Annotated in this window: 23 protein-coding genes; 2 read left to right on the forward strand and 21 right to left on the reverse strand. The window is 70.3% G+C overall.

The genetic code is table 11. The annotated features are described in order from the left end of the window. Positions 1 to 7: 7 nt before the first annotated feature. The 12 genes from aroC to ACH4UM_RS10390 all read right to left on the reverse strand — a co-directional run bounded on the left by aroC (position 8) and on the right by ACH4UM_RS10390 (position 14,025). A complete protein-coding gene (gene aroC, locus ACH4UM_RS10335) occupies positions 8 to 1,192 on the reverse strand; it encodes a chorismate synthase (protein WP_398176125.1) in 1,185 nt (394 codons plus the stop codon). 134 nt (positions 1,193 to 1,326) lie between these two features. Further along, positions 1,327 to 2,166: a shikimate dehydrogenase gene (locus ACH4UM_RS10340; protein WP_398176127.1), complete on the reverse strand. Its 840-nt coding sequence runs from the start codon at positions 2,164 to 2,166 to the stop codon at positions 1,327 to 1,329. Next, positions 2,147 to 3,901, reverse strand: coding sequence for an endolytic transglycosylase MltG (mltG, locus tag ACH4UM_RS10345; RefSeq protein ID WP_398176129.1), 1,755 nt, complete (start codon positions 3,899 to 3,901; stop codon positions 2,147 to 2,149). Before mltG ends, ACH4UM_RS10340 begins: the two co-directional genes overlap by 20 nt. A gap of 121 nt (positions 3,902 to 4,022) precedes the next feature. After that, positions 4,023 to 4,487 (reverse strand): Holliday junction resolvase RuvX, encoded by a 465-nt coding sequence (gene ruvX / locus ACH4UM_RS10350; RefSeq protein ID WP_398176131.1) that lies wholly within the window; start codon positions 4,485 to 4,487, stop codon positions 4,023 to 4,025. 25 nt (positions 4,488 to 4,512) lie between these two features. Next, complete coding sequence (gene alaS, locus ACH4UM_RS10355; protein WP_398176133.1) at positions 4,513 to 7,185, reverse strand: alanine--tRNA ligase; 2,673 nt, start codon at positions 7,183 to 7,185, stop codon at positions 4,513 to 4,515. Next, complete coding sequence (locus ACH4UM_RS10360) at positions 7,185 to 7,544, reverse strand: hypothetical protein (RefSeq protein WP_398176135.1); 360 nt, start codon at positions 7,542 to 7,544, stop codon at positions 7,185 to 7,187. Before ACH4UM_RS10360 ends, alaS begins: the two co-directional genes overlap by 1 nt. A 9-nt stretch (positions 7,545 to 7,553) precedes the next feature. Next, positions 7,554 to 8,006, reverse strand: a complete 453-nt coding sequence (locus ACH4UM_RS10365) for a DUF948 domain-containing protein (RefSeq protein ID WP_398176137.1) — start codon at positions 8,004 to 8,006, stop codon at positions 7,554 to 7,556. 355 nt (positions 8,007 to 8,361) lie between these two features. Further along, positions 8,362 to 8,976 carry a 30S ribosomal protein S4 gene (gene rpsD, locus ACH4UM_RS10370; protein ID WP_398176139.1) on the reverse strand — a complete coding sequence of 205 codons (615 nt, stop codon included), beginning with the start codon at positions 8,974 to 8,976 and terminating at the stop codon, positions 8,362 to 8,364. 345 nt (positions 8,977 to 9,321) lie between these two features. Beyond that, entirely contained in the window at positions 9,322 to 10,677 is a 1,356-nt protein-coding gene (locus tag ACH4UM_RS10375) for a replication-associated recombination protein A (protein ID WP_398176141.1), read from the reverse strand. Positions 10,678 to 10,746: 69 nt separating this feature from the next. After that, entirely contained in the window at positions 10,747 to 11,403 is a 657-nt protein-coding gene (locus tag ACH4UM_RS10380; protein WP_398176143.1) for a vitamin K epoxide reductase family protein, read from the reverse strand. Between the two features lie 640 nt (positions 11,404 to 12,043). Then, positions 12,044 to 13,306 (reverse strand): histidine--tRNA ligase, encoded by a 1,263-nt coding sequence (gene hisS / locus ACH4UM_RS10385; RefSeq protein ID WP_398176145.1) that lies wholly within the window; start codon positions 13,304 to 13,306, stop codon positions 12,044 to 12,046. Between the two features lie 11 nt (positions 13,307 to 13,317). Further along, on the reverse strand, positions 13,318 to 14,025 hold the full coding sequence (locus ACH4UM_RS10390; protein ID WP_398176147.1) for an MBL fold metallo-hydrolase: 708 nt from the start codon (positions 14,023 to 14,025) through the stop codon (positions 13,318 to 13,320). A 167-nt stretch (positions 14,026 to 14,192) separates the two neighbouring features. On the opposite strand from ACH4UM_RS10390, the gene ACH4UM_RS10395 reads away from it, so the two are divergent. After that, on the forward strand, positions 14,193 to 15,017 hold the full coding sequence (locus ACH4UM_RS10395; RefSeq protein WP_398176149.1) for a peptidylprolyl isomerase: 825 nt from the start codon (positions 14,193 to 14,195) through the stop codon (positions 15,015 to 15,017). 138 nt (positions 15,018 to 15,155) lie between these two features. Beyond that, positions 15,156 to 16,385 carry a DUF349 domain-containing protein gene (locus ACH4UM_RS10400; protein WP_398176151.1) on the forward strand — a complete coding sequence of 410 codons (1,230 nt, stop codon included), beginning with the start codon at positions 15,156 to 15,158 and terminating at the stop codon, positions 16,383 to 16,385. Positions 16,386 to 16,470: 85 nt separating this feature from the next. Here the strand turns inward: ACH4UM_RS10400 and ACH4UM_RS10405 are convergent, their stop codons facing one another. The 9 genes from ACH4UM_RS10405 to ACH4UM_RS10445 all read right to left on the reverse strand — a co-directional run bounded on the left by ACH4UM_RS10405 (position 16,471) and on the right by ACH4UM_RS10445 (position 26,633). After that, a complete protein-coding gene (locus ACH4UM_RS10405; protein ID WP_398176153.1) occupies positions 16,471 to 18,999 on the reverse strand; it encodes a RelA/SpoT family protein in 2,529 nt (842 codons plus the stop codon). 240 nt (positions 19,000 to 19,239) lie between these two features. Then, positions 19,240 to 19,788 carry an adenine phosphoribosyltransferase gene (locus ACH4UM_RS10410; RefSeq protein WP_398176155.1) on the reverse strand — a complete coding sequence of 183 codons (549 nt, stop codon included), beginning with the start codon at positions 19,786 to 19,788 and terminating at the stop codon, positions 19,240 to 19,242. Continuing rightward, positions 19,785 to 20,903 carry a protein translocase subunit SecF gene (gene secF / locus ACH4UM_RS10415; protein ID WP_398176157.1) on the reverse strand — a complete coding sequence of 373 codons (1,119 nt, stop codon included), beginning with the start codon at positions 20,901 to 20,903 and terminating at the stop codon, positions 19,785 to 19,787. Before secF ends, ACH4UM_RS10410 begins: the two co-directional genes overlap by 4 nt. A gap of 1 nt (position 20,904) precedes the next feature. Further along, positions 20,905 to 22,695, reverse strand: coding sequence for a protein translocase subunit SecD (secD, locus tag ACH4UM_RS10420; protein ID WP_398176159.1), 1,791 nt, complete (start codon positions 22,693 to 22,695; stop codon positions 20,905 to 20,907). 132 nt (positions 22,696 to 22,827) lie between these two features. Further along, on the reverse strand, positions 22,828 to 23,325 hold the full coding sequence (gene yajC / locus ACH4UM_RS10425; protein WP_398176161.1) for a preprotein translocase subunit YajC: 498 nt from the start codon (positions 23,323 to 23,325) through the stop codon (positions 22,828 to 22,830). A gap of 163 nt (positions 23,326 to 23,488) precedes the next feature. Further along, positions 23,489 to 24,559 (reverse strand): Holliday junction branch migration DNA helicase RuvB, encoded by a 1,071-nt coding sequence (gene ruvB / locus ACH4UM_RS10430; protein ID WP_398176163.1) that lies wholly within the window; start codon positions 24,557 to 24,559, stop codon positions 23,489 to 23,491. A 22-nt stretch (positions 24,560 to 24,581) separates the two neighbouring features. Continuing rightward, positions 24,582 to 25,187 carry a Holliday junction branch migration protein RuvA gene (gene ruvA, locus ACH4UM_RS10435; protein WP_398176165.1) on the reverse strand — a complete coding sequence of 202 codons (606 nt, stop codon included), beginning with the start codon at positions 25,185 to 25,187 and terminating at the stop codon, positions 24,582 to 24,584. Further along, positions 25,184 to 25,732 carry a crossover junction endodeoxyribonuclease RuvC gene (gene ruvC, locus ACH4UM_RS10440; protein ID WP_398176167.1) on the reverse strand — a complete coding sequence of 183 codons (549 nt, stop codon included), beginning with the start codon at positions 25,730 to 25,732 and terminating at the stop codon, positions 25,184 to 25,186. Before ruvC ends, ruvA begins: the two co-directional genes overlap by 4 nt. A 148-nt stretch (positions 25,733 to 25,880) precedes the next feature. Then, the gene (locus ACH4UM_RS10445; RefSeq protein WP_398176169.1) at positions 25,881 to 26,633 is read right to left on the reverse strand and encodes a YebC/PmpR family DNA-binding transcriptional regulator; all 753 of its coding nucleotides are present in this window, start codon (positions 26,631 to 26,633) and stop codon (positions 25,881 to 25,883) included. Positions 26,634 to 26,647 lie beyond the last annotated feature (14 nt).

Here is a 26,647-nt window from a genome sequence, read left to right on the forward strand (position 1 = left end):
ACCCCGGTCACCGGATCGCCAGGTTCTCGAGGTAGGAACGCACGTTGCGGGCGGTCTCGGCCACACTGTCACCGCCGAACTTCTCCGCCACCGCGTCGGCCAGGACCAGCGCCACCATCGCCTCGGCCACGATGCCGGCCGCGGGCACCGCGCACACGTCCGAACGCTGGTGATGGGCCTGCGCCGCCTCACCGGTGGAGACGTCCACCGTCCGCAGCGCCCGCGGCACCGTCGCGATCGGCTTCATCGCCGCCCGCACCCGCAGCAGCTCACCCGTGGAAAGCCCGCCCTCGGTGCCGCCCGAGCGGCCCGTGGCGCGCCTGATGCCCTCGTCGGTGGTGACGATCTCGTCGTGGGCCCTGGAGCCCGGCACTCGTGCGAGGTCGAAGCCGTCACCGACCTCGACGCCCTTGATCGCCTGGATGCCCATCAGTGCCGCCGCGAGCCGCGCGTCCAGCCGCCGGTCCCAGTGCACGTGCGAGCCCAGGCCCACCGGAACGCCGTAGGCCAGCACCTCCACCACACCGCCCAGCGTGTCGCCGTCCCTGTGGGCCTGGTCGATCTCCGCGACCATCGCCTTGGAGGCGTCCGCGTCCAGACAGCGCACCGGGTCCACGTCCAGCTTCTCGACGTCGGCGGGGGTCGGGTACACGCCGTACGGCGCCTTCGCCGACGCCAGCTCCACCACGTGGCTGACGATCTCGATGCCGGCCGTCTCCTTCAGGTACGACCGGGCGACCGCGCCCAGCGCCACGCGGGCGGCGGTCTCGCGGGCGCTCGCCCGCTCCAGGATCGGCCGGGCCTCGTCGAATCCGTACTTCTGCATGCCCGCCAGGTCGGCGTGGCCGGGGCGGGGACGGGTCAGCGGCGCGTTGCGGGCCAGCTCGGCCAGCTCCGCCGGGTCCACCGGGTCGGCGGCCATCACCTTTTCCCACTTGGGCCACTCGGTGTTGCCCACCATGACCGCGACCGGGGAGCCGAGGGTGAGCCCGTGCCGCACCCCGCCGAGGAAGGTGACCTCGTCGCGCTCGAACTTCATCCGGGCACCGCGTCCATATCCCAGGCGCCGACGTGCGAGGTGGTCCGCCACCATCTCCGTGGTGATCGGCACGCCGGCGGGAAGGCCCTCCAGCGTGGCGACGAGTGCGGGTCCGTGGGACTCCCCCGCGGTCAGCCAACGCAACCTGCTCAACGGTGCTCCTCATGCTCGCGCCCGGAACTGCGACGGCGCGACCAGGTGCGCGGCCCTGGCCCGCCACCTCCGATCCTCCCATGCCCGGGCCCTGAACCCGGCCGAGGTCCAGCAACCGGACGCCGGAGGGGACGTCAGCGCTCGGCCAGGGCCTTCTCGCCCGCCCTGCGCATGGCGTCCAGCGGGGCGGGGGCGCGGCCCGTCATCTGTTCCACCTGGAGGACCGCCTGGTGGACCAGCAGGTCCAGGCCGCTGACGACGGCGCCGCCGACCATGGACCAGCGGGCCGCGAGGGCGGTGGGCCAGGGCTCGTAGAGCACGTCGAACAGGGTGGCGGGCCGTTCGGGCACGGCGGTCGCCAGCGCGTCCGTGGTGCCGGCCGGCGTGGTCGCGACGACCAGCGGCGCCCGGAGCGCCTCGGCCGCGTCGGCCCAGTCCGCGGTGCGGACCTCCACGTCCAGCCGCTCGCCCCACTGCCGCATCTCGGCGGCCCGGGCCCCGCCGCGGACGTAGGCGACGACCTCGCCGGTGCAGACGCGGGCGAGGGCGGCCAGCGCGGAGGAGGCGGTGGCCCCGGCGCCGAGGATCGCGGCCGAGTCGACCTGCTCGATGCCGTGCTCGCGCAGGGCGGCGACCATGCCGGGCACGTCGGTGTTGTCGCCCAGCCGGCGGCCGTCCTCGGTGAATACGACCGTGTTGACCGCTTCGACGGAGGCCGCCGTCCCGCTGACCTCGTCGAGCAGCGGGATGACGGCCCGCTTCAGCGGCATGGTCAGCGACAGCCCCGCCCACTCGGGCCCGAGGCCCTCGAAGAACCCGGGAAGGCCGGCCTCGTCGATCTCGAACCGGTCGTACGACCAGTTCGCAAGCCTCAGTTCCTCGTATGCGGCCCGGTGCAGCACCGGGGAGAGGGAGTGAGCGATGGGCGAACCGAGCACGGCGGCCCGGCGGGCGTCAGTTGCCCGAGCTGGCATTGAACTTGTCCTTGAGCTTCTGGAATTCGGCGTAGGTCTTGGCGAATTCGGTCTTGTTCATACCGTCGGTCGCCACGAAGTAGATCCAGCCGTCGTCGGTGGGATTCAGCGCCGCCTTCAGCGCGTCATCACCCGGGTTGCCGATCGGTCCGGGCGGCAGCCCCTTGTTGGTATAGGTGTTGTACGGGCTCCGGTTGCTGTTGATCTCTTTTTCGCTGATGTGAATGTTGCTCTCGCCCTTCAGGTAATTGAAGGTGGAGTCGAACTGCAGCAGCTGGTTGGTCTCGGTGTTCGTGGGCTTGAGCCGGTTGTAGACCACCTCCGCCATCTTGCGGAAGTCGTCGTGGGTCTTGCCCTCGGCCTGGACGAGGCTCGCCACTGTGATCATCTGCAACGGACCGGCCAGGCCGAACTCCTTCGCCTTCGCGGCGAGGTTGTACCGTCCATAGGTCTGGTTGGCCTGCGTGACCATCTGCTTCAGCACCACCTCGGGCTTCATTCCCTTGGCAGCGGGATAGGTGCCCGGGGAGAGGAAACCCTCCAGCGGATCGAGGATCCTGCTGTTGCTGTTCGCCCAGCCCGGCAGCCCGATGGTCTTGTACTCCCTTGCGGCGATCTTCTTCGTGGTGCCGTCGGAGAGTTCGAGTTGTTTGTCGATCGCCGCATAGACCTGGGCATTGCGCTCGCCAGGCTTGACCAGCACATTGCTCTGGCTCCTGGGGTCGAGCATCAACGCGACGGCGCTCGCCGCTGACATTTCCTTCTTCAGCAGATAGGCACCGGCCTGGATCTGCTTTCCGTTCGGATTCTGGGACTGCGCGGCCACGAAGGCGTCCACGCTCTTGACGACGCCCGCCGCCTTCAGCGCACGGCCGATGTCGTAGCCGCCGGCGCCCTTGGGGATCTCGACGGTCACCGTCTCGCTGATGCCGTTGCCCGCGTAGTCCGGCGCGGTGCCGAAACGATTTTGGTAGAACTTGTACCCGTAATATCCGACACCGGCCACACCGCCGCCGAACACCATCACGACCACCAGGCAGGCGCATCCGTTGCGGCGCTTCTTGCTCTTGCCGCCCTTGCCCTTGCCGCCGCGGCCCTTGCGGTCGCCGCCTCCGCGGCCGTCCTTGGGGTCGTCGGCGTCGGGGCCGTCGTCGTCCTCGTCGTCATCGCCCGCGAAGAAGGGGTGCCCGTCCCCGTCGGACTCGGGCTCCGGGTCCCAGTCGGGCCGCGGCTCGGGGTTGGCGTTCCTACGGCCCGGCGGCTCCGGCGGCGGGTAGGCCTCGGGGGTGCCGTAGAAGTCGGGCTGCCCGGCGCCGTAGGGAGCGGCCTGCTGGCCGTACGGATCGGCGGGGTCGGCGGGATACGGGATGTGCGGCTGTGCCGCGTTGCCGTCCCAGCCGCTCTGCCCGTACTGCTGCTGGAGATGGCCGGCGTACCGCTGGTCGTACTGCTGGTGGCCCTGCTGGTCGTATTGCGGGGACTGCTGGTGGCCCTGCTCGTCGTAGTGCGGGTACTGCCCGCCGTAACCGGCCTGCTGCTCGTGGTCCCATTCGCCGTAGTGCGACTGCTGCGACTGCTGCGACTGCTGCGACTGCTGCGGATGGTGCTGCGAACGGCCGCCGTAGGGGGACTGCGGGCCGGCGTGGGCCTGCTGTCCTCCCCATCCGCCGTCCCCGTACAACGGGTCCTCCGGATGCCACGGTTCGGAGCCTGGGCCCCGGCCATACTCAGTCATCGATCCCCTAGAGCCGCGAGGCGGCGGTCACGCGGCTTCTGGCACGGCTCCCGTTCCGCCTCTTGCTGTGCGGCGGCTGTTCGAACACCGCCGCATCGCGCGGAACGTTACCGTATCGCGATCAGATGACCACTTCGACGCCCTCGCCGGGTGCTTTACCTGACACCCGTTCGGATTCCAGGGCCTGCTGCAGAATGATGACCGCGGCGGCCTGGTCGATGACGGAGCGTCCCTTCCTGGATTTCACCCCGGAGGCCCGTAGCCCCTGACTCGCCGTCACCGTGGTCATCCGCTCGTCCACCAGCCGCACGGGCACCGGGGCGATGCCCTTGGCCAGCTCCCCCGCGAAGGCGCGGACCTTGACCGCGGCCGGGCCCTCGCCCCCCTTCAGGGAGCGAGGAAGGCCGACGACGACCTCGATCGGCTCGTACTCCTCGACGAGCTGCCTCAGCCGGCGGTGGGCCGCCGGAATGTCACGCCCGGGGACGGTCTCCACCGGGGTGGCGAGGATGCCGTCGGGGTCGCACGAGGCGACCCCGATCCGGGCGTCCCCGACGTCGATCGCAAGCCGACGTCCTCTGCGCATTTTTGACCGTTTCCTTACCCGACCGTCACTTGGCGGTCTCGGCGACCAGCCGCTCGACGGCGTCGACGGCGTCGCCGACGGCGGCCGGGTTCTGGCCACCGCCCTGGGCGACGTCCGGCTTGCCGCCACCGCCGCCGCCGAGGGTCTTGGCGGCGGTGCGCACCAGGTCACCCGCCTTCAGACCGCGCTCACGGGCGGCCTCGTTGGTGGCGATGACGGTCAGCGGCTTGCCGCCCGTGACCGCGAAGAGGGCGACCACGGCGGCCCGGCCGCCCTGGATGCGGCCACGCACGTCGAGCACCAGCCTGCGCAGGTCGTCCGGCGTTGTGCCGTCCGGGACCTGGCCCGTGACGACGGCGACGCCCCGGACGTCCTTGGCGGACTCGGCGAGACCGGCAGCGGCCTGCAGGACCTTCTCGGCGCGGAACTTCTCGATCTCCTTCTCGGCGTCCTTCAGCTTGCCGAGCATGGCGGAGACCTTCTCCGGAAGCTCCTCGGGGCGGCCCTTGATCAGCTCCTGGAGCTGGGCGACGACCGTGTGCTCACGGGCGAGGAAGTTGTAGGCGTCGACGCCCACCAGTGCCTCGATACGGCGCACACCCGAGCCGATCGAGGACTCGCCGAGCAGCTTCACCAGGCCCAGCTGGGCGGTGTTGTGCACGTGCGTACCGCCGCACAGTTCCTTGGAGAAGTCGCCGATGGTGACCACGCGGACCCGCTCGCCGTACTTCTCGCCGAACTCGGCGATGGCCCCCTGCTTCCTGGCCTCGTCGATGCCCATGACATCGGCGCGCACGTCGAGGTCGCGGGCGAGCACCTCGTTGATCTTCTGCTCGACGTCGGTCATCACGGCCGTCGGGACGGCGGACGGGGAGCCGAAGTCGAAGCGGAAGCGGCCGGGCTGGTTCTCCGAACCGGCCTGGGCGGCCGTCGGGCCGAGGGCGTCACGCAGGGCCTGGTGGGTCAGGTGCGTGGCCGAGTGGGCGCGGGCGATGGCCTTGCGGCGGCGGGCGTCGATCGAGGCTTGGGCCTTGGCGCCGACCGTCACCTCGCCGACCTGGACGACGCCCTTGTGGACGTACACGCCCGGGACCGGCTTCTGGCAGTCGCGGACCTCGATGACGGCGCCGGAGTCGATCTTGATGCGGCCGGTGTCGCCGATCTGGCCGCCGCCCTCGGCGTAGAACGGGGTGCGGTCCAGTACGACCTCGACCTCGTCGCCCTCGGTGGCGGCCGGGGAGGAGACGCCGTCGACGAGGATGCCGACGATGGTGGACTCGCCCTCGGTGTCGGTGTAGCCGATGAAGTCGGTCTCGCCGGCACTGTCGGCGATCTCGCGGTAGGCGCCGAGGTCGGCGTGGCCGGTCTTCTTGGCCTGGGCGTCGGCCTTGGCCCGCTCCCGCTGCTCCTTCATCAGGCGGCGGAAGCCCTCTTCGTCCACGGAGAGGCCCTGCTCGGCGGCCATCTCCAGGGTGAGGTCGATCGGGAAGCCCCAGGTGTCGTGGAGCAGGAAGGCCTTGTCGCCGGAGAGCACCGCGCCGCCGGAGGCCTTGGTCTCGGTGACGGCGGTGTCGAGGATGTTGGTACCGGCCTTCAGCGTCTTCAGGAAGGCGTTCTCCTCGGCGAGGGCGACCTTCTCGATGCGCTCGCGGTCGGTGACCAGCTCCGGGTACTGCTGCCCCATCATGCCGATGACGACGTCGATCAGGTCCTTGACGACCGGGCCGGTGGCGCCCAGCAGGCGCATGTTGCGGATGGCGCGGCGCATGATGCGGCGCAGGACGTAGCCGCGGCCCTCGTTGCCGGGGGTGACGCCGTCGCCGATGAGCATCACGGACGTGCGCATGTGGTCGGTGACCACGCGCAGGGAGACGTCGGAGTCGTGGGCGTCGCCGTAGGCCACCCCGGTCAGCTCGGTGGCCTTCTTGATCACGGCCATGGAGGTGTCGATCTCGTACATGTTCTGCACGTCCTGCAGAATCATGGCGAGGCGTTCCAGGCCGAGACCGGTGTCGATGTTCTTGCTCGGCAGGTCGCCCAGGATCTCGAAGTTGTCCTTGCCGATGCCCTCACCCCGCTCGTACTGCATGAAGACGAGGTTCCAGATCTCCACGTACCGCTCGTCGTTGACGGCGGGGCCGCCCTCGACGCCGAACCCGGGGCCGCGGTCGTAGTTGATCTCGGAGCAGGGGCCGCACGGGCCGGGGACGCCCATGGACCAGAAGTTGTCCTTCATGCCCAGGCGCTGGATGCGCTCCTTGGGCACGCCGACGACCTCGTGCCAGATCTGCTCGGCCTCGTCGTCGTCCTTGTAGACGGTGATCCACAGACGTTCGGGGTCGAGACCGTAACCGCCCTTGTCCTGGGGTGCGGTGAGCAGCTCCCAGGCGTACTTGATGGCGCCTTCCTTGAAGTAGTCGCCGAAGGAGAAGTTGCCGCACATCTGGAAGAACGTGCCGTGCCGCGTGGTCTTGCCGACCTCTTCGATGTCGGGCGTGCGCACGCACTTCTGCACGCTGGTGGCGCGCGGGTACGGAGGCTTGACCTCGCCCAGGAAGTAGGGCTTGAAGGGCACCATGCCGGCCGGGACGAGGAGCAGAGTCGGGTCGTCCGCGATGAGCGACGCCGAAGGGACGACGGTGTGCCCGCGCTCCTCGAAGAAGCTCAGCCAGCGGCGGCGGATCTCAGCCGACTCCATCAGTGGTCCTCATTCCGGTTGTGCGAGTACGTCTGGTACGTCGGGTCCTCGACGTACTTCGGGTTGTTGCGGTTCTCGATGGCGGCGTACCGCCGGGGCGCGGGGAGTTCCTTGTCGACGGGTGCGTTCAGGCCGAGCGCGTCGCCGAGTTCGGCCTCCCGCTGGGCCATGTTGTCGCGGACGTCGAGCGCGAAGCCGACCGCGCGGTCCTTGATGCGGTGACCGGCCTCGAGCGCCTTGTTCGCCGCGGTCGCTGCGAGACTCTCGGGGGTCAGCTGCCTCAGCTTGCGGTTGACCTTGGTGGTGGCCCACACACCGGCGGCGACACCGGTGCCGAACCAGAACGTACGGCGGAACATCGCTAGTCCTTACTTCTCCCGGTTGTTCCGCTTCCCCCGCCGGGCGGCCGGGACGGTGCGGCCCACGATCACGGTACGCCTCGAGGTTCCGACGGGCACGTCCTCCGCCTTGCGGCCGCCGAGGGCCCGGCGCACGCCGTAGCCGAAGGCCGCGACCTTGACCAGGGGGCCGCCGAAGGTGGAGGCGACCGTGGTCGACAGCGCGGACGCGTTGGACGTGACCTCCTGGACGTCGGAGGCGATCGCGTCGACGCGGTCGATCTGGGTCTGCGCGGAGCGCACCGCCTGGGAGGCGTCGGCCAGCAGCGGAACCGCCTGGTCGGTCACGTCCGCCACGAGCTTGGTGGTCGCCCTGAGCGTCTGGGCCAGCCTCGTCAGTGCGACGGCGAGGAAGGAGACCAGGATCGCCCAGAACACGGCCACCAGGATCCCGGCCACCTCTCCACCGGACACTGTGCGCACCCGCTCCCTGAACGTGCAGTGAACATCGGAACCAAAAGAATCAGTGCACCGAGCCTATCGCGCCAAGGGTGGGGCTCCGTACCGGATTACCGCTCGCGCGGGTCTGAGAGGCGCGACGCGACGGCACGGTGCGATGACGGTCCAGTACGTTCCGGATCCCGCGCGCCGAACCCCGGTGCGCAGGTGTGTGGCGATCCCGCGCCCGGCCCTGGTTCGCCACCACGGCTGCGAGGCCACGGCACGCCGTTCGGGCCGGTGCCGGGGGCCGTGAAGACGCGTCAGCCCGCCGGCTCGCCCACCCGGAAGGGCGGGGAGACGGCGGGCTGACGTGCGGTGTGCTACGACCTGCCGGTGATCAGCGGGCGTAGTACTCGACGACGAGCTGCTCGTCGCAGATCACCGGGATCTCCTTGCGGTTCGGCTCACGGTCCAGGCGGAACGCCAGGGCCTTGAGGTTCACCTGCAGGTAGCGGGGGGTCTCGCCCTCGGGGGCGAAGCCGCCCTCACGGGCGATCTGGAAAAGCGTCTTGTCCTTGCTGCGGTCGCGGACCTGGATGACGTCGTCCGGACGCACGCGGTAGGACGGCTTGTCGACCTTCTGGCCGTTGACCTGGATGTGGCCGTGGACGACCATCTGGCGGGCCTGGTAGATCGTGCGGGCGATGCCCGAACGCAGGACCAGCGCGTCGAGACGGCGCTCGAGCTCGATGATCAGGGCCTCACCGGTCTTGCCCTGGACCTTGGAGGCACGCTCGTAGGCGCGGACGAGCTGGCGCTCGGACACGTCGTACTGCGCGCGCAGACGCTGCTTCTCGAGCAGACGGACCTTGTAGTCCGAGTTCTGCTTGCGGCCGCGGCCGTGCTCACCCGGCGGGTAGGGGCGGGCCTCGAAGTACTTGACGGCCTTCGGGGTCAGCGCGATGCCGAGGGCACGCGACTTCTTGACCTTGGGGCGGGACTGGTTCGCCATGGAACCGACACCTCGTGTTTTCTGTGCGAATACGGCTTCACCAGGGTTAGGGGAGGTCGCATCCGCAGCCGGGGAAACCCTGCGGGTCCGCATGGGACCTGCGGGGCAGCCGTTCCCCTGGTCTGGGCACATACGTGCAGCACGCGAGTGGCCCACCGACCGCGCCCGGAGCTCCGGGTGGTGGTGGGCTGCCCACGACACCGTTCGACGGTGCGCGACGCTCCTGGATCCCCGCCGCCCCGGGGCGGTGGGGTTCCGGCTGGATGTCCCGCTCTGGTGGCGTCCGGTCCCTCTTGCGAGGCGCCGGACACGGGACTCAGCACTTCGAGGAAGTTTACAGGGTGCTCAGGACCGCTTTCGACCGAGGTGCTTGCGGGTCCACTCCACCGCGTCGGCGTACCTCGCCTCGGCCCCGTGTCTGCCCGGGGTGTAGTACTCGCGGTCCTTGAGGGCGTCCGGTGCGTACTGCTGGGCGGCGATGCCCTCGGGCAGGTCGTGCGGGTAGACGTAACCCTGCGCGTGTCCGAGCTTGGCCGCGCCCTTGTAGTGCCCGTCGCGCAGATGGGGCGGCACGGCCCCGGCCAGTCCCTTGCGTACGTCCTCCAGGGCGGCGCCGATGGCCGTGGTCGCGGAGTTGGACTTGGGGGCCAGCGCGAGGGCGATGGTGGCGTGGCTGAGGGTGAGGGCCGCCTCGGGAAAGCCGATCATGGCGACGGCCTGGGCGGCGGCCACCGCGATCGGCAGCGCGCCCGGGTCGGCCAGGCCGATGTCCTCGCTGGCGGAGATCATCAGGCGGCGGGCGATGAAGCGGGGGTCCTCGCCGGCCTCGATCATGCGGGCCAGGTAGTGCAGCGCGGCGTCCACGTCGGAGCCGCGGATGGACTTGATCAGGGCGCTGGCGACGTCGTAGTGCTGGTCGCCGTCGCGGTCGTACTTCACCGCGGCCCGGTCGACGGTCTCCTCCAGCGTCGTCAGGGCGATCTCGCTCTCGCCCTTGTCGAGCGCGGCACCGGCGGCGGCCTCCAGGGCGGTCAGCGCGCGGCGGGCGTCGCCGCCGGCGATGCGCACCAGGTGGGCCTCGGTGCCCTCGGGGAGCGCCACGGCCCCCTTCAGGCCGCGCTCGCCGGTGAGCGCGCGGCGCAGCAGACCGCGGACGTCGTCGTCGGTGAGCGGTTCGAGGGTGAGCAGGAGGGAGCGGGAGAGCAGCGGGGAGATCACCGAGAAGTACGGGTTCTCCGTGGTGGCCGCGATCAGGGTCACCCAGCGGTTCTCGACCGCCGGGAGCAGGGAGTCCTGCTGGGCCTTGCTGAAGCGGTGGATCTCGTCGAGGAAGAGGACGGTCTCCTTGCCGTACCCGCCGGAGGCGCGGCGGGCGCCGTCGATGACCGCGCGCACCTCCTTGACGCCCGCGGTGATCGCCGACAGCTCCACGAAGCGCTTGTCCGTGGCCCTGGAGACGACATGGGCGAGGGTGGTCTTGCCGGTGCCGGGCGGGCCCCAGAGGATCACCGAGGAGGGTCCCGCGGGGCCACCCGCGCCCTCACCGACCAGCCGGCGCAGGGGCGAGCCGGGCTTGAGCAGGTGCTGCTGGCCCACCACCTCGTCGAGGGTGCGCGGGCGCATCCGGACCGCCAGGGGGCTTGCGGCCGGGTCTTTCTCCTGGCGTTCTTCGCTCGCGGCGGTGAACAGGTCGGACTCCACGCCGAAACCCTATGGCACGCCACTGACAACGAAGCCGGCGCCGGTGGGGCCCGGGGCCCCGGTCCCGGATCAGGCCCAGAGGGTGCTGCCCCAGCGGGTGAAGATCAGCATGGCGATCACACCGCAGTGCGTGACCGGGAGCACCCACGTGAACTCGGAGAGGAAGTTCTTCACCGGGCGCGGGGCGGGGAGGAAGTCGTTGCGGACGTTGAACGAGGTCACGTACCAGAACATGGTGATCGTGGCGACCCAGGCCAGCGAGCACCACAGGCACAGCGCGTTGATCCGGTACAGCGACTCGAACTGCAGCCAGGTGACGAAGCAGACACCGAACAGCGTGCCGAAGTTGAAGGTCAGCCAGTACCAGCGCGGGAAGGTGGCGCGGGCGAGCAGGCTCATGCCGACGCAGATCACGATGCCGTAGCAGACCAGGCCGAGCAGCGGGTTCGGGAATCCGAAGACGGCGGCCTGCTTGCTCTCCATGACGCTGCCGCAGGACACGATCGGGTTGAGGCTGCAGCTCGGGGTGAAGGTCTTGCCGCTGAGCTTGCCCTCGAGGATCTTCTGCTTGTCGATCGTGATGACCCACGCGGCCAGCAGTCCGGCCGCGCCGGTGATCACCAGCAGCAGGGCGAAGGCCCGGCTGCCGCCAACCGTCCGCGGCCCCTGGACCGCGTGCTCGGGTTCGGGCTCCGTGGAGACGTCTTTGACTGTCGTCTTGCTCATCACGCCGATTCCGTCACTTGTGAGTCGGGCCTTCTTCGGGCACGGCCATTGTGCCGCACACCCACCCGTGTCCACCGTCCGGTGGACACAAGGAGATACGCACGGTCGTCCCCGGACGTTCGGTTCCGGACAATGATCGGAACACGACGGCGAACGAGCGCGCGGTGCGCGTACGGGGACCGCGCAAGCGGTACGGAGACGTCACCCGCCGTCGGCGGCATCGACCTCGGCATCGCGAAAGGCGAGGTCTCCGGCCTGCTCGGGTCCCCCGGCGCAGGCATGGGCACCACGGCGGAGATCCTCCGGGGCAGCTCTTCCAGGGACGCGGACGGGGCGTCGGTCCCAGGTCGCAGACCCGGCGACCCGGCACGCGCGCGTGGCGCCCGTGCGCCGGAGTCGGAATCCTCCGGCAGGACGAATCGAACCCGCACGGTTGACGGTCCGCGGCGTCGACGCTCCACGCGGCCGCACGGCACTTCGCCCGCCACTGCCCGTACCCGCGCCGGCCCGGAGCAGGCGCGTGCGTGTGCAGGTGCGCGTGCAGGTGCGCGCAACGGGCCGGGCCGGGCGCCGGGCCGGACCGTCCGGAGACGAAGTACGCCGGGTGCCGTGCACGGCACCCGGCGGCTCTCCCGGCGGCTCAGCCGAGCCGCGACTCCAGTTCCGCCACGATCTCGTTCACGCCGATCGCCGTCTGCTCGCCGGACTCCATGTCCTTGAGCTGGACGACACCCTCGGCGAGGTCGCGTTCGCCGGCGACCAGGGTGTAGCGGGCGCCGCTGCGGTTGGCGTTCTTCATGGCGCCCTTGAGGCCCTTGTGGCCGTAGGAGAAGTCGGCGGCGATGCCGACCTTGCGCAGATCGGTGACCTTCGCGAACAGGACACGACGCGCGTCCTCGCCGAGCGGGACCGCGAACACGCTGGTGGTGGCGGGGAGTTGGAGCTCGACGCCCTCCGCCTCCAGGGCCAGGACGGTACGGTCCACGCCCAGCGCCCAGCCCACCGAGGGCAGCGCGGGACCGCCGATCATCTCGGACAGGCCGTCGTAGCGGCCGCCGCCGCCCACCGCGGACTGGGAGCCCAGACCGTCGTGGACGAACTCGAAGGTGGTGCGCGTGTAGTAGTCCAGGCCGCGCACCAGCTTGGGGTCGTCCTCGAAGGAGACGCCCGCCGCGGTGATCAGCTCGCGGACCTCCTCGTGGTACGCCTTGCACGCGTCGCACAGGTAGTCCCGCAGCAGCGGGGCCTCGGTCAGCTGCTTCTGCACGTCCGGACGCTTGTCGTCGAGCACCCGCAGGGGGTTGATCTCCGCCCGGCGCAGGGTGTCCTCGTCCAGGTCCAGGCCACGCAGGAAGTCCTGCAGGGCGGCCCGGTAGACCGGACGGCACTCCTTGTCGCCCAGGCTGTTGAGCAGGATGCGGAAGTTGCGCAGGCCCAGCGAGCGGTACGCCTGGTCGGCCAGGATGATCAGCTCGGCGTCGAGGGCGGGGTCCTCGGCGCCGATCGCCTCCGCGCCGACCTGGGAGAAGTGGCGGTAACGGCCCTTCTGCGGGCGCTCGTAGCGGTAGTAGGAGCCGGAGTACCAGAGCTTGACCGGCAGGTTGCCCGCCTTGTGCAGGTTGGCCTCCAGGGCGGCGCGCAGCACGGAGGCGGTGCCCTCGGGACGCAGGGCGAGCCGGTCGCCGCCCTTGGTCTCGAAGGCGTACATCTCCTTGGTCACGATGTCGGTGGACTCGCCGACCCCGCGGGCGAACAGCTCCACGCTCTCGAAGCCGGGTGTCTCGATGTAGCCGTAGCCGGAGTTGCGCAGCGGGGCGGCGATCGCCTCGCGGACCGCCAGGTACCTGGCGGAGTCCGGCGGGATCAGGTCGTACGTGCCCTTGGGGGCCTTGAAGGTGCTCACGAAGTTACTCGTCACATTCCTCGTCGGGGAGCTTCCGAGGCTCCCAGGCCGGCGGCCACCTGCCGCAGATAGGGGTTGGTGGCGCGCTCCTGGCCGATGGTCGTCTGGGGGCCGTGGCCGGACAGCACCACGGTCGAGTCCTCGAGCGGCAGGCACACGCGGGCCAGCGAGTCGAGCATCTCGGCCATGTCACCGCCGGGCAGGTCGGTGCGTCCGATGGAGCCGGCGAAGAGCAGATCCCCGGAGAAGAAGACCGACGGGACGTCCGCGGCCTCGGGCATCCGGAAGGTCACCGACCCCTTGGTATGGCCGGGCGCGTGCGCGACGGAGAACTCCAGGCCGGCCAGCTCCAGCCGCGCCCCGTCGGCCAGTGCCCTGACGTCGTCCGGCTCCCCCACGGTCAGCTCGCCCATCAGCGGCATCCCGATGGAGCGGCCCAGGGCCTTCCCGGGGTCGCTCATCATGTACCGGTCGGCCGGGTGGATCCAGGCCGGTACGCCGTGCGCGCCGCAGACCGGGACGACCGAGGCCACATGGTCGATGTGGCCGTGGGTGAGAACGACGGCGACGGGCTTGAGCCGATGCTTCTTCAGTGCTTCCTCGACGCCTTCGGCGGCCTGGTGGCCGGGGTCGATGATCACGCACTCCTCACCGGCGGCGGGGGCGACGAGGTAGCAGTTCGTCCCCCAGGCCCCGGCGGGGAACCCGGCAATGAGCACGATCGTCCTTCGTTGTGTCGATACGGGCGGCTGCAACTGTCGTCAGAGCCTACCGGCGCTGCCGGATCCTCAGCGAACCCATATACGGTACGGGGCACACGCAGGCGGTCGACCCACAGGACGCATGTGTACCGGTCGACACATCAGACGCATGAGGAGAGAACCCGGTGGTCACCCAGGAGCAGCGGCGGCGTCAGCTCGCCCGGGAGAAGTTCTTGCGGCAGCAGCAGCGGCGCACCGCCGCGCGGCGCAAGGCACGCATGCGCAACTCCGTGATCGCGTCGGTGCTGGGCGTGGTCGTCATCGGCAGTGTCGCGCTGTACACGACCGGGGTCCTCAAGAACGACAAGAACGGCAAGACCAACACGAGCGCGGACGTCACGCCCAGCGCCTCGGCCCCCAGCAAGGCGCCGGACCCGTGCGGGAAGCCGGCCGCGGGCTCGGTGCAGAAGCTGAGCTGGAAGACGGAGCCGGCGATGACGATCGACGCGTCGGCGAACTACACGATGAAGCTCGCGACGACGTGCGGCGAGATCGACGTGGCCATGAAGGCGGCGGCCGCGCCGCACACCGTGAACTCCTTCGGGTTCCTCGCCGGCAAGGGCTTCTTCGACCACACCAAGTGCCACCGGCTCACCACCCGGAACATCTACGTGCTGCAGTGCGGCGACCCGACGGGCACGGGCAGTGGCGGTCCCGGGTACACGATCCCCGACGAGAACCTCAAGGACAAAAGCCTGAAGGGCAACGTGTACCCGGCGGGCACGGTGGCGATGGCGAACACCGGGCAGAAGCACACCGGAGGGAGCCAGTTCTTCCTGGTCTACCAGGACAGTCAGCTCCCGCCCAACTACACACCGTTCGGTACGATTTCCGAATCCGGACTGAAGGTGCTGAAGAAGATCGCCACCGCGGGCGAGAACACCGGCGGCGGCGACGGAGCGCCGAACGCGACGGTCGTGATCAACAGGGCCACGGTCACGAAATCCTGACCGTCAACTGCGAAACTTCGGTCGCGCTGGATGCGGACAGGCAACCCGCTGGTCGCCTATGTTGGCCGTGACGAAACTGTGGACGATGCCCGGGGGAGCTTCGAAGCCCCCTCGCCGGCATCATGTGGAGGAGGCGCTGTGAGCAGCGACCCGTGGGGCCGCGTCGACGAGACGGGGACCGTGTACGTGCGGACGGCCGACGGCGAGCAGGTCGTCGGTTCCTGGCAGGCCGGCTCCCCCGAGGAGGCGCTGGCCTACTTCGAGCGCAAGTACGAGGGCCTGGTTGTCGAGATCGGCCTCCTCGAGAAGCGAGTGCAAACCACCGACCTGTCGGCGAAGGACGCCCAGGCGGCCATCGACCACCTGCGGGAGCAGGTGGACGCGCACCACGCGGTCGGCGACCTGGCTGCGCTGCGCATCCGCCTGGACAAGCTGGTCGAGACCGTCGAATCGCGGCGCGAGCAGCGCAAGGTGCAGCGCGCCCGGCAGGCCGACGAGGCCCGGCACGCCAAGGAGGCGCTGGTCACCGAGGCGGAGGAACTCGCGCAGTCCGATCAGTGGCGGGCTGCCGGTGAACGGTTGCGCGCGCTGGTGGACACCTGGAAGGGGTTGCCGCGGCTGGACCGCAAGTCCGACGACGAGTTGTGGCACCGCTTCTCGCACGCCCGGTCGGCGTTCTCCAAGCGGCGCAAGGCGCACTTCGCGCAGCTGGACGCGCAGCGCGAGGAGGCCCGCAAGACCAAGGAGCGGCTGGTCGCCGAGGCCGAGGCGCTGTCGGACTCGACGGACTGGGGCCCCACGGCGGCCCGCTACCGCGAGCTGATGACGGAGTGGAAGGCCGCGGGCCGCGCCCAGCGCGAGCACGAGGACGACCTGTGGAACCGCTTCCGCGGCGCCCAGGACGTCTTCTTCGCCGCCCGCAGTTCGGTGTTCGCCGAGCGGGACGCCGAGCAGGCGGAGAACCTGAAGCTCAAGGAGGAGCTGGCCGAGGAGGCCGAGAAGCTCCTGCCGATCACGGACCTGAAGGCCGCCCGGGCCGCCTTCCGCTCGATCAACGAGCGCTGGGAGGCCATCGGTCATGTGCCGCGGGACGCCCGTCCCCGGGTCGAGGGCCGGATGCACACGGTCGACCGGGCCATCCAGGAGGCCGAGGAGACCGAGTGGCGCCGGACCAACCCGGAGGCACGTGCGCGTGCCGAGGGTCTGACCGGTCAGCTCCAGGCCGCCGTGGACAAGCTGAGAGGCCAGATCGAGCAGGCACGGGCCCAGGGCAACACGGCCAGGGCCGACAAGCTCGAGAAGGAACTGGAGGGCCGCCAGGCGCTCCTGGACCAGGCTCTGAAGGGCCTGCAGGAGTTCGGCGGCTAGAGCAGATTCCGGCCACCCACGAGGCGAGGGCTCCCGTACGGGAGCCCTCGTCCGGTTTCTGACGCCTGTGCGCCCTGGCGGCGCTCTACGCCCTGCTGCGCGCCGAGGTCACCCGGTACACGTCGTAGACGCCCTCCACGCCGCGTACGGCCTTCAGGACGTGGCCCAGGTGCTTGGGGTCGCCCATCTCGAAGGTGAACCGGGAGGTGGCCACGCGGTCGCGGGAGGTCTGGACGGCCGCGGAGAGGATGTTGACGTGCTGGTCGGACAGCACCCGTGTGACGTCCGAGAGGAGCCGGGAGCGGTCCAGCGCCTCGACCTGGATGGCGACCAGGAAGACCGAGGACTGGGTGGGCGCCCACTCGACGTCGAGGATCCGCTCGGGCTCGCGGGACAGTGACTCCACGTTGACGCAGTCGCTGCGGTGAACCGATACTCCGCTACCGCGGGTGACGAAACCGATGATCGGATCGCCGGGTACGGGCGTGCAGCAGCGGGCCAGCTTGACCCACACGTCATCGACACCCTTGACGACGACGCCCGGGTCGGCGCTGGAGCGGCGCTTGCGGCCGCGTCCGCGCGCCGGCGGCACGCTCTCGTCGATCTCCTCGGTGGCGGCCTCCTCGCCGCCGAGGGCCTGGACGAGTTTCTGCACGACGTTCTGCGCGGAGACGTGGCCCTCACCGATCGCCGCGTAGAGCGCGGAGATGTCCGGGTAGCGCATCTCGTGCGCCAGGGTGACGAGCGAGTCGCCGGTGAGGATGCGCTGGATCGGCAGGTTCTGCTTGCGCATCGCGCGGACGATGGCGTCCTTGCCCTGCTCGATCGCCTCGTCGCGGCGTTCCTTGGAGAACCACGCCCGGATCTTGTTGCGGGCACGCGGCGACTTGACGAAGCCGAGCCAGTCGCGGGAGGGGCCGGCGCCGGTCGCCTTGGAGGTGAAGACCTCCACCAGGTCACCGTTGTCCAGGGTGGACTCCAGCGGTACCAGGCGGCCGTTGACGCGGGCTCCTATGGTGCGGTGGCCGACCTCCGTGTGGACCGCGTAGGCGAAGTCCACGGGGGTGGCGCCGGCCGGGAGCGCTATGACGTCGCCCTTGGGCGTGAAGACGAAGACCTCGTTGCGGGAGAGGTCGAAGCGCAGCGATTCGAGGAACTCGCCGGGATCCTCGGTCTCCTTCTGCCAGTCCAGCAACTGCCGCAGCCACGCCATGTCGTTGATGGCGGCCGTGTCCTTGCCGGCCTTGCCGGTGGGCTTCGGTGCGTCCGTGCGTACCTTGGAGGCGCCGGCGACGGCCTCCTGCTTGTACTTCCAGTGCGCGGCGATGCCGTACTCGGCGCGGCGGTGCATGTCGAAGGTGCGGATCTGCAGCTCGACCGGCTTGCCGTTGGGGCCGATGACCGTCGTGTGCAGCGACTGGTACATGTTGAACTTCGGCATCGCGATGTAGTCCTTGAACCGGCCGGGGACCGGGTTCCATCGCGCGTGCACGGTGCCGAGGGCGGCATAGCAGTCACGGACCGTGTCGACCAGGACACGGATGCCCACGAGGTCGTAGATCTCCGCGAAGTCACGGCCGCGGACGATCATCTTCTGGTAGACGCTGTAGTAGTGCTTCGGGCGGCCGGTGACGGTCGCCTTGATGCGGGCGGCGCGCAGGTCGGCCTGGACCTCGTCGGTGACGATCGCGAGGTACTCGTCGCGCTTGGGGGCGCGTTCGGCGACCAGGCGGACGATCTCGTCGTACATCTTGGGGTAGAGGATCGCGAAGGCGAGGTCCTCCAGCTCCCACTTGATGGTGTTCATGCCCAGGCGGTGGGCGAGCGGCGCGTAGATCTCCAGCGTCTCGCGCGCCTTCTTCTCCTGCTTCTCGCGCTTGAGGTAGCGCATGGTGCGCATGTTGTGCAGGCGGTCGGCGAGCTTGATGACCAGGACGCGCGGGTCCTTGGCCATGGCGACGACCATCTTGCGCACGGTCTCGGCCTGTGCGGCCTCGCCGAACTTGACCTTGTCCAGCTTGGTGACGCCGTCGACGAGCAGGGCGACGGTGTCGCCGAAGTCGCGGCGCAGCTGGTCCAGGCCGTACTCGGTGTCCTCGACGGTGTCGTGCAGCAGGCCGGCCATCAGCGTGGCCGGGTCCATGCCGAGCTCGGCGAGGATGGTGGTGACGGCGAGGGGGTGCGTGATGTACGGGTCGCCGCTCTTGCGCTTCTGGCCCCGGTGCCAGCGCTCGGCGACCTGGTAGGCGCGCTCGATCTGGCGCAGCGTCGAGTTCTCGATCTTCGGGTCGTTGCTGCGCACTATCCGCAGCAGCGGCTCCAGAACCGGGTTGTACGGGTTCGCGCGCTGGACGCCGAGGCGGGCGAGACGGGCGCGGACGCGGTTGGAGGATCCGGAGCGCGCGGGCTGCCCGGCGGCGGGCCGTACGGCCGGGGTGTGCGCGGGGCCCTCGGGCGGGGCCGGCTTGGGGCGCGAGGGCTCGGCCGACTTGCCGACGGGCGCGGCCTGGGTGTGCCCGCGAGTGTCGTGCTTCGCGTGCGGCGCGGGCTCGGCCGCGTGCGCCGAGGCGGACTCGCGCTCGGCGGCGGTCAGTGGCTGGGCCTCGTCTGGCAAGAGGACTCCTCGTGCGCGATACCGGGTCCCCCGGTCAGGCTCCGGAGACCCCATGGTAGCGATCCCGGGCTCCGGGATCGCCTCCAGCCCGATGTGCGGACCGTACACCGGGGCAAACGCCGGAGACGGGCGCCGGATTCCTCCGGGCCCGTCTCCCTGATGTGCCGCGGGTGTCCCACCGCTTGCGCGGACCCTTCGGGCTGGGGCCGGGCCCGGCCCCCGCGGCGGTCCGCGCGGTGCTCAGATCCTGAGCAGTGCCTCCAGCGGAGCCTGGCCCAGAGCCGGTTCCAGGCGGCCGCGGCCGCCCAGGAAGCCCAGCTCCATGAGGACCGCCAGGCCGGCGACCTCGGCTCCCGCCCTGCGGATGAGCTGTATCGAGGCCTCGGCGGTGCCGCCGGTCGCGAGCACGTCGTCGACGACCAGGACGCGGTCCCCGCTGGTCAGGTCCTCGGCGTGGACCTCGATCTCGGCGGAGCCGTACTCGAGGTCGTATGCCTGGCGCAGGGTGGCTCCGGGGAGCTTGCCCGCCTTGCGCACCGGGATGAAGCCCAGGCCCGCGCGGACGGCTACCGGGGCACCGAGGATGAATCCACGGGCCTCCAGACCGACGATCTTGGTCGCTTCCGTGCGCTCGGCGATCTCCGCGAGCGCTCCGGTGAGAGCGGTGAACGCCGGCGGGTCCGCCAGGAGCGGGGTGATGTCCTTGAACATCACCCCCGGCTCCGGGTAGTCGGCGACGTCACGGATGCGGCTGAGCAGCAGCTCCTGGACGTCGTCCGTCACGGTCATCGGCGCTTCCCCGAGGGCCGGCCACGGCCCCGGCTGCGGGACGCGGACTGGCCGCGCGGACCGACCACGGCGGGCGCGGCGTCCTCGGGCTCCTCACCGAACGGCGCGTCGGCGGCCTCTTCCGCCTGCGGCGCGCCCTGGGTCCCCGACTGCGCCCGCTTGGCGAGCACGCGCTTGCGCAGGGCCTTCATCTGCGGCTCGCGCTCCTTGAGGTCGGCGACGAGCGGCGTGGCGATGAAGATCGAGGAGTAGGCACCGGCCGCGAGGCCGACGAACAGCGACAGCGAGATGTCGTTGAGCATGCCCGCGCCGAGCACACCGCCGCCGATGAACAGCAGGCCCGCCACGGGCAGCAGCGCGACGACCGTGGTGTTGATCGAACGGACCAGGGTGCCGTTGATGGAGCGGTTGGCGAGGTCGCTGTAGGTCCAGCGGGTCTGCCGGGTGATGTCCCTCGTCTGCTCCTTGAGGCTGTCGAATACGACGACCGTGTCGTAGAGCGAGTAACCGAGGATCGTCAGCAGACCGATCACCGTGCCCGGCGTGACCTCGAAGCCCACGAGGGCGTAGATGCCGGTGGTGATGGTGATGTCGTGGATCAGGGCGACCAGCGCGGCCAGCGCCATGCGCCACTCGAAGGCGATCGCCAGGTAGACCACGACCAGGATCATGAAGATCGCCAGACCCTCCCAGGCCTTGTTGGCGATCTGCTGGCCCCAGCTCGGGCCGACCAGGTCGGCGTTGATCTGCTCCGCGTTGACGCTCAGGTCCTTGGCCAGCGTGTCCTTGATCTGGTCGGACTTGCCGGTGTCGATGCCGGCGATCTGGATGCGCAGGCTGCCGTCGCCGAGCTTCTGCACGATCGCGTCGTGGCCGGAGGCGTCCTTGGCGAACGTCTCGGCCTGGGTGACCGAGGTGCTCATGTGCTTCGGCGTGGTGAAGACCGCTCCGCCCTGGAACTCGATGCCCATGTTCAGGCCGCGCACCGCCAGGCCCACGATGGCCGTGATGGTGATCAGGATGGAGATGCCGTACCAGATCTTGCGGTTGGCGATGAAGTCGTAGCCGACCTCGCCACGGTGCAGTCGGGCGCCGAGGTTGCCGAGCTTCGACATCTCACGCCTCCTTCGTGTCGACAGGGCCGGCGGCAGGACCGGCGGGACGGCGGGTGCGGCGCAGCGGCGGCTTGGCACCCAGTCGCTTCGGGTCGAGGCCGGACCAGCTGTGGCCGTTCGCGAAGAACTTCCTGCGGGCCAGCAGCGTCATCAGCGGCTTGGTGAACAGGAAGACGACCACCACGTCGAGCAGGGTGGTCAGGCCGAGCGTGAACGCGAAGCCCTGCACCTTGCCGACGGTGACGATGAAGAGCACCGCGGCGGCGAGGAAGGACACGAAGTCGGAGACCAGGATGGTGCGCCGGGCCCGCGGCCAGGCGCGCTCCACGGCGGGCCGCAGCGAGCGGCCCTCACGGACCTCGTCCCGGATGCGTTCGAAGAACACGATGAACGAGTCCGCCGTGATTCCGATGGCGACGATCGCACCGCACACGGCCGGCAGGTTCAGCGCGAAGTGGATCGCCGGACCGAGCAGCGACATGATCACGTACGTGAGCGCCGCGGAGACCAGCAGCGAGGCGACGGCGATCAGGGACAGGCCGCGGTAGTAGGCCACCAGGTAGAGCACGACCAGGCCGAGGCCGATGGCGCCCGCGATGAGACCGGCGTGCAGCTGGTCACCGCCGAGTGCCGCGGTCACGGTGGTGACGCTGTCCTCCTTGAAGGTCAGCGGCAGCGCGCCGTAGGACAGCATGTTGGACAGGCTCTGCGCCTCCCGCTGGCTGAAGTGGCCGGTGATCTCCGCGTTGCCGCCGGTCAGCGCCTGGTTGACGAACGGGTCGGAGACGACGTTGCCGTCCAGGACGATCGCGAACTGGTTCTGCGGCGACTGGTTCTGGGCGAGCTTGCCGGTGATGTCCGCGAACTTCTTGGCGCCCTTGGAGGTGAACTCCATGGTGACGGTCCAGCCGGCGGCGCTCTGGGTGTTGAAGACGGCCTGCGCCTTCTTCACGTCGGTGCCGTCCACCGCGGCGGGGCCGAGGATGTACTTCTGCCACTGGTTCTGCGAGTTCTTGCCGCAGGCGACGGTCGGCTCGGTCGGCTTGACGCCCTTGCCCGCGGTGGCCCGGACGTCATCCTTGGTGCAGTCGAGCGCGGCGTACTGCGCCTGCAGCTTGCCGGCCGCGTCGGCGGCGGAGCCGCTGCTCGCGGAAGGAGGGGCGCTGGGGGTGGCCGGCGGGCTGGCGGAGGCCTTCGAGCCGGCGGACGCCGTGCTGCCCGCGGACGGCGTGGCGGCGGCCTTCAGGCCGTCGGTGAGCGCACGGCCCTGCGTGGTCGCGGTGGCCGACGGGGCCGGGGAGCCGGTGGAGGTCGCCTTCTGGTTGGCCTTGCCCGAGGGGCTGGAGGAGGCGCTCGGCGACGGACTGGCCGTGGCGCCGGCCCCGGAGACCTCGGTGGCGAGCACCGGCCGGAAGTACAGCTTGGCGGTGGTGCCGACCTGGTCCCGGGCCTCCTTGGAGTTGGTGCCCTTGGGGATGTTGACGATGATGTTGTCGGTCCCCTGGGTCTGGACCTCGGCCTCCGATACACCAAGACCGTTGACACGGCGGTTCATGATGTCGACCGCGGTGTCCATGTTGGCCTTGTTGATCGCGGATTCCTGACCGCGCTCGGGGACCGCCCTCAGCGTGATGCTGGTACCGCCGGCCAGGTCGATACCGAGACGCGGAGTGGTGTTCCCGGAAGCGAACATGCCTCCGGTGAGCGCCACGATGGCGATCAGGATGAGGGCCAGCGAGCGCCCTGGCTTGCTCTGGGCGCTCGCGCTCCGGCCCTTCTTAGGTGCTGCCACCTTCTCGTACTCCCTCTCGGGCCGCCCCGGGCCGGGTGGGCTCGGCGGCGGCCATGACATGGTGTCGGGATCCCGCACGAAGTGAAACACGCCCCAGGGCGCGCGGGCGGTGCCGCGCGCCCTGGGTGCCGACTACTTCGCCTCGGAGTCGCCGTCGGTCTTCTTCGGCTCTTCCTCCGCCTTCGCCTCGGCGGCGCCGTCGGCCGGCTCCTCGGCCGCGTCCTTCTTGCCGAGGTCGATGGGCTTGTCGTCGGAAGCGGCGGAAGCGTCGGCGGCGGGCTCGTCGGTCTCGGTGAGGGAGGAGGCGTCGTCCGGGACGATGCCGGCGTCGGACTTCAGGTCGTGCTCGACGCCGTGGACGATGCGGTTGTACTCGTCGTCGGTCAGGACGGTCGCGATCGCGTTCTTGGCGAACAGCAGCTCGACGCCAGGGCCCGCGTCGAGGAGGACCGTGTCGTCGTTGACCTCCTTGACCGTGGCGTACATGCCCCCGATGGTGCGGATTCCACTGCCGGGCTGCATCTGGTTCCGCATTTGGGCGGCCTGCTGCTGCTTGCGCTTGGCCGACCGGGTCATCAGGAACATGGCCCCGATGAGCACGATGAACGGGAGGAGGGTCACGAGACTCACGGGTCGGTACTTCCTTCACACGACCGCGAAGTGAGCGGCCTGATGGTTGGGGGTATGTGTGCCGCCGACAAGGGCGGCATCGGCGGAGTCTAAGCGAGTCCGCGCGCAAGGAACAACGCTCAGCATGGCACCTGGGTTCCTCCCTGGGCCAATGCCCGCACCGTCACGCCCCGAAGAGATCTTGTTGTCCGTGTCCCGCCGCCGGGGATCGGGGCGGGGTGAGGCCGAGGTGCGCCCAGGCGGCGGGCGTCGCGACGCGCCCGCGCGGGGTGCGGGCGAGCAGGCCCTCGCGGACGAGGAAGGGCTCGGCGACCTCCTCGACCGTCTCGCGCTCCTCCCCCACCGCGACCGCGAGCGTCGACAGGCCGACGGGGCCGCCGCCGAACAGCTTCAGCAGCGCCTGGAGGACGGCCCGGTCGAGCCGGTCGAGGCCGCGGGCGTCGACCTCGTAGACGGCCAGGGCGGCCGAGGCGATCTCGCGGGTGATGATCCCGTCGGCCTTGACCTGCGCGTAGTCCCGGACGCGGCGCAGCAGGCGGTTGGCGATGCGGGGCGTGCCCCGGGAGCGGCCGGCGATCTCGGCGGCGCCGTCGGCCTCGATCTCGAGGTCGAGCAGGTTCGCCGAGCGGTGCACGACGCGCTCCAGCTCGGTGGGCTCGTAGAACTCCATGTGGGCGGTGAAGCCGAAGCGGTCGCGCAGCGGGGGCGGCAGCAGGCCGGCGCGGGTGGTGGCGCCGACCAGGGTGAAGGGGGGCAGTTCGAGCGGGATGGCGGTGGCGCCGGGTCCCTTGCCGACGATGACGTCGACGCGGAAGTCCTCCATCGCCATGTACAGCATCTCCTCGGCGGGCCTCGACATGCGGTGGATCTCGTCGAGGAAGAGGACCTCGCCCTCCTGGAGGGAGGAGAGGATGGCCGCGAGGTCGCCGGCGTGCTGGATGGCGGGGCCGGAGGTGATGCGGATGGGAGCGCCCATCTCGGCCGCGATGATCATCGACAGGGTGGTCTTGCCGAGGCCGGGCGCGCCGGAGAGCAGCACGTGGTCGGCGGTCGCGCCGCGCGCGCGTGCGGCACGCAGGACGAGGTCGAGCTGCTCACGGACCTTCTCCTGGCCGATGAACTCGCCCAGGTCCTTGGGGCGCAGGGCGGCCTCGACGGCCTGGTCCTCGCCATCGGCGGACGCGCCGACGAGCCGCTCGGAGGCGGAGCTGCCGGTCGTGTCTTCCCAGTTCATGTCTGCCTCGGTACGTCGTGGATCAGCGGGCTCGGTTCAGGGTCTGCAGGGCCGCCCTCAGCAGCTGACCCACCTGGGGCGTACCCCCGGCCGCTTCGGCCTGCGGGGCCACGGCGGCCACCGCCTCGTCGGCCTCACGGGTGGCGTAGCCGAGACCGATGAGGGCGGCGTGCAACTGGTCGCGCCAGCCCTGGGTGACCGGGGCGCCCACGGCGGGGGCGCCGATCGGCTCGCCCAGCCGGTCCTTCAGCTCGAGCAGGAGCTTCTGGGCGCCCTTCTTGCCGATGCCGGGGACAGCGATGAGGGCCTTCTCGTCACCCGTGGCGACCGCGCGCCGCAGGGCGTCGGGTGTGTGCACCGCCAGCATCGCCTGGGCGAGCCGCGGCCCGACGCCGCTCGCGGTCTGCAGCAGCTCGAAGACCTGGCGCTCGTCGTCGTCCGCGAAGCCGTAGAGGGTCAGCGAGTCCTCGCGTACGACGAGGGAGGTGGCGAGCTTGGCCTGCCGGCCGATCCGGAGCGAGGACAGCGTGTTCGGCGTGCACTGCACGGCCATGCCGACACCGCCGACCTCGACCACCGCGGTGTCGGGGGCGAGGGCGGCGACGGTGCCGCTGACGAAGGCGATCATGCCGTACGGCCTTTCGTTGTCATCGGTGCTCCGGCCGCGTGCGCGGCGACGGCCCGCTGGAGCCGGTTCTGCGCGGAGGCGCGCCAGATGTGGCAGATGGCCAGGGCGAGGGCGTCGGCGGCGTCGGCCGGCTTCGGTGGCGCGCTGAGCCGCAGCAGCCGGGTGACCATGGCACCGACCTGCGCCTTGCCGGCGCGGCCGCTGCCGGTGACGGCGGCCTTGACCTCGCTGGGGGTGTGCAGCGCGACGGGGATGCCGCGGCGGGCCGCGCAGAGCATGGCGACGGCGCTGGCCTGGGCGGTGCCCATGACCGTACGCACGTTGTGCTGGCTGAAGACGCGCTCCACCGCGACGAACTCGGGCCGGTGCTCGTCCAGCCACTGCTCGATGCCCTGTTCCACGGCGAGGAGACGGTGGCTCAGGTCGGCGTCCACGGGGGTGCGCACGACGCCGACGCCGAGCATGGTCAGCGGCCGGCCCGCCACTCCTTCCACGACACCGACACCGCAGCGGGTCAGCCCCGGGTCCACCCCCAGTACACGCACGCGTGCCCCTCCCGTCGATCGCCTGTTTGGGCAGGCTATCGGGTGCCACTGACAACGCCCGGCACCAACGCCCGGCAAAGCGAGGGGCCGACGGGTGTTCTCCCGTCGGCCCGTCCAAATACCCCGCGACACCCCGCGCGCGGGGGCGTTACGCGTCGACCTTCTCCATGATCTCGTCGCTGACGTCGAAGTTGGCGAAGACGTTCTGCACGTCGTCGCTGTCCTCGAGCGCGTCGATCAGCCTGAAGATCTTCTTGGCGCCCTCCTCGTCCAGCTCGACCTGCATGGTCGGGACGAAGTTGGCCTCGGCGGAGTCGTAGTCGATGCCGGCCTCCTGGAGGGCGGTGCGGACCGCGACCAGGTCGGTGGCCTCGCTGATGACCTCGAAGGACTCGCCGAGGTCGTTGACCTCCTCGGCCCCGGCGTCCAGGACGGCGCCCAGGACGTCGTCCTCGGTCAGCCCGCCCTTGGGGACGATGACGACGCCCTTGCGGTTGAAGAGGTACGACACCGAGCCGGGGTCTGCCATGGAGCCGCCGTTGCGGGTCATGGCGACGCGAACGTCCGAGGCGGCGCGGTTGCGGTTGTCGGTGAGGCACTCGATGAGCACCGCGACGCCGTTCGGGCCGTAGCCCTCGTACATGATCGTCTCGTAGTCGGCGCCGCCGGCCTCGAGACCACCGCCGCGCTTGATCGCGGAGTCGATGTTCTTGTTCGGGACCGACTGCTTCTTGGCCTTCTGGACGGCGTCGTAGAGCGTCGGGTTGCCGTCGAGGTCGACGCCGCCCATCCGCGCCGCGACCTCGATGTTCTTGATCAGCTTCGCGAAGAGCTTGCCGCGCTTGGCATCGATGACGGCCTTCTTGTGCTTCGTCGTGGCCCATTTAGAGTGGCCGGACATCTGCCTGTCTCCTT

This window comes from Streptomyces sp. NPDC020801 (genome assembly GCF_044334385.1).
GTDB lineage: Bacteria > Actinomycetota > Actinomycetes > Streptomycetales > Streptomycetaceae > Streptomyces.

Coding starts and splice junctions, on each gene's coding strand:
- ACH4UM_RS10340 (WP_398176127.1), bottom strand. CDS start 2,166: ATGCCAGCTCGGGCAACTGACGCCCGCCGGGCCGCCGTGCTCGGTTCG.
- mltG (WP_398176129.1), bottom strand. CDS start 3,901: ATGACTGAGTATGGCCGGGGCCCAGGCTCCGAACCGTGGCATCCGGAG.
- ruvX (WP_398176131.1), bottom strand. CDS start 4,487: ATGCGCAGAGGACGTCGGCTTGCGATCGACGTCGGGGACGCCCGGATC.
- alaS (WP_398176133.1), bottom strand. CDS start 7,185: ATGGAGTCGGCTGAGATCCGCCGCCGCTGGCTGAGCTTCTTCGAGGAG.
- ACH4UM_RS10360 (WP_398176135.1), bottom strand. CDS start 7,544: ATGTTCCGCCGTACGTTCTGGTTCGGCACCGGTGTCGCCGCCGGTGTG.
- rpsD (WP_398176139.1), bottom strand. CDS start 8,976: ATGGCGAACCAGTCCCGCCCCAAGGTCAAGAAGTCGCGTGCCCTCGGC.
- ACH4UM_RS10380 (WP_398176143.1), bottom strand. CDS start 11,403: ATGAGCAAGACGACAGTCAAAGACGTCTCCACGGAGCCCGAACCCGAG.
- ACH4UM_RS10410 (WP_398176155.1), bottom strand. CDS start 19,788: ATGACCGTGACGGACGACGTCCAGGAGCTGCTGCTCAGCCGCATCCGT.
- secF (WP_398176157.1), bottom strand. CDS start 20,903: ATGTCGAAGCTCGGCAACCTCGGCGCCCGACTGCACCGTGGCGAGGTC.
- ruvB (WP_398176163.1), bottom strand. CDS start 24,559: ATGAACTGGGAAGACACGACCGGCAGCTCCGCCTCCGAGCGGCTCGTC.
- ruvA (WP_398176165.1), bottom strand. CDS start 25,187: ATGATCGCCTTCGTCAGCGGCACCGTCGCCGCCCTCGCCCCCGACACC.
- ACH4UM_RS10445 (WP_398176169.1), bottom strand. CDS start 26,633: ATGTCCGGCCACTCTAAATGGGCCACGACGAAGCACAAGAAGGCCGTC.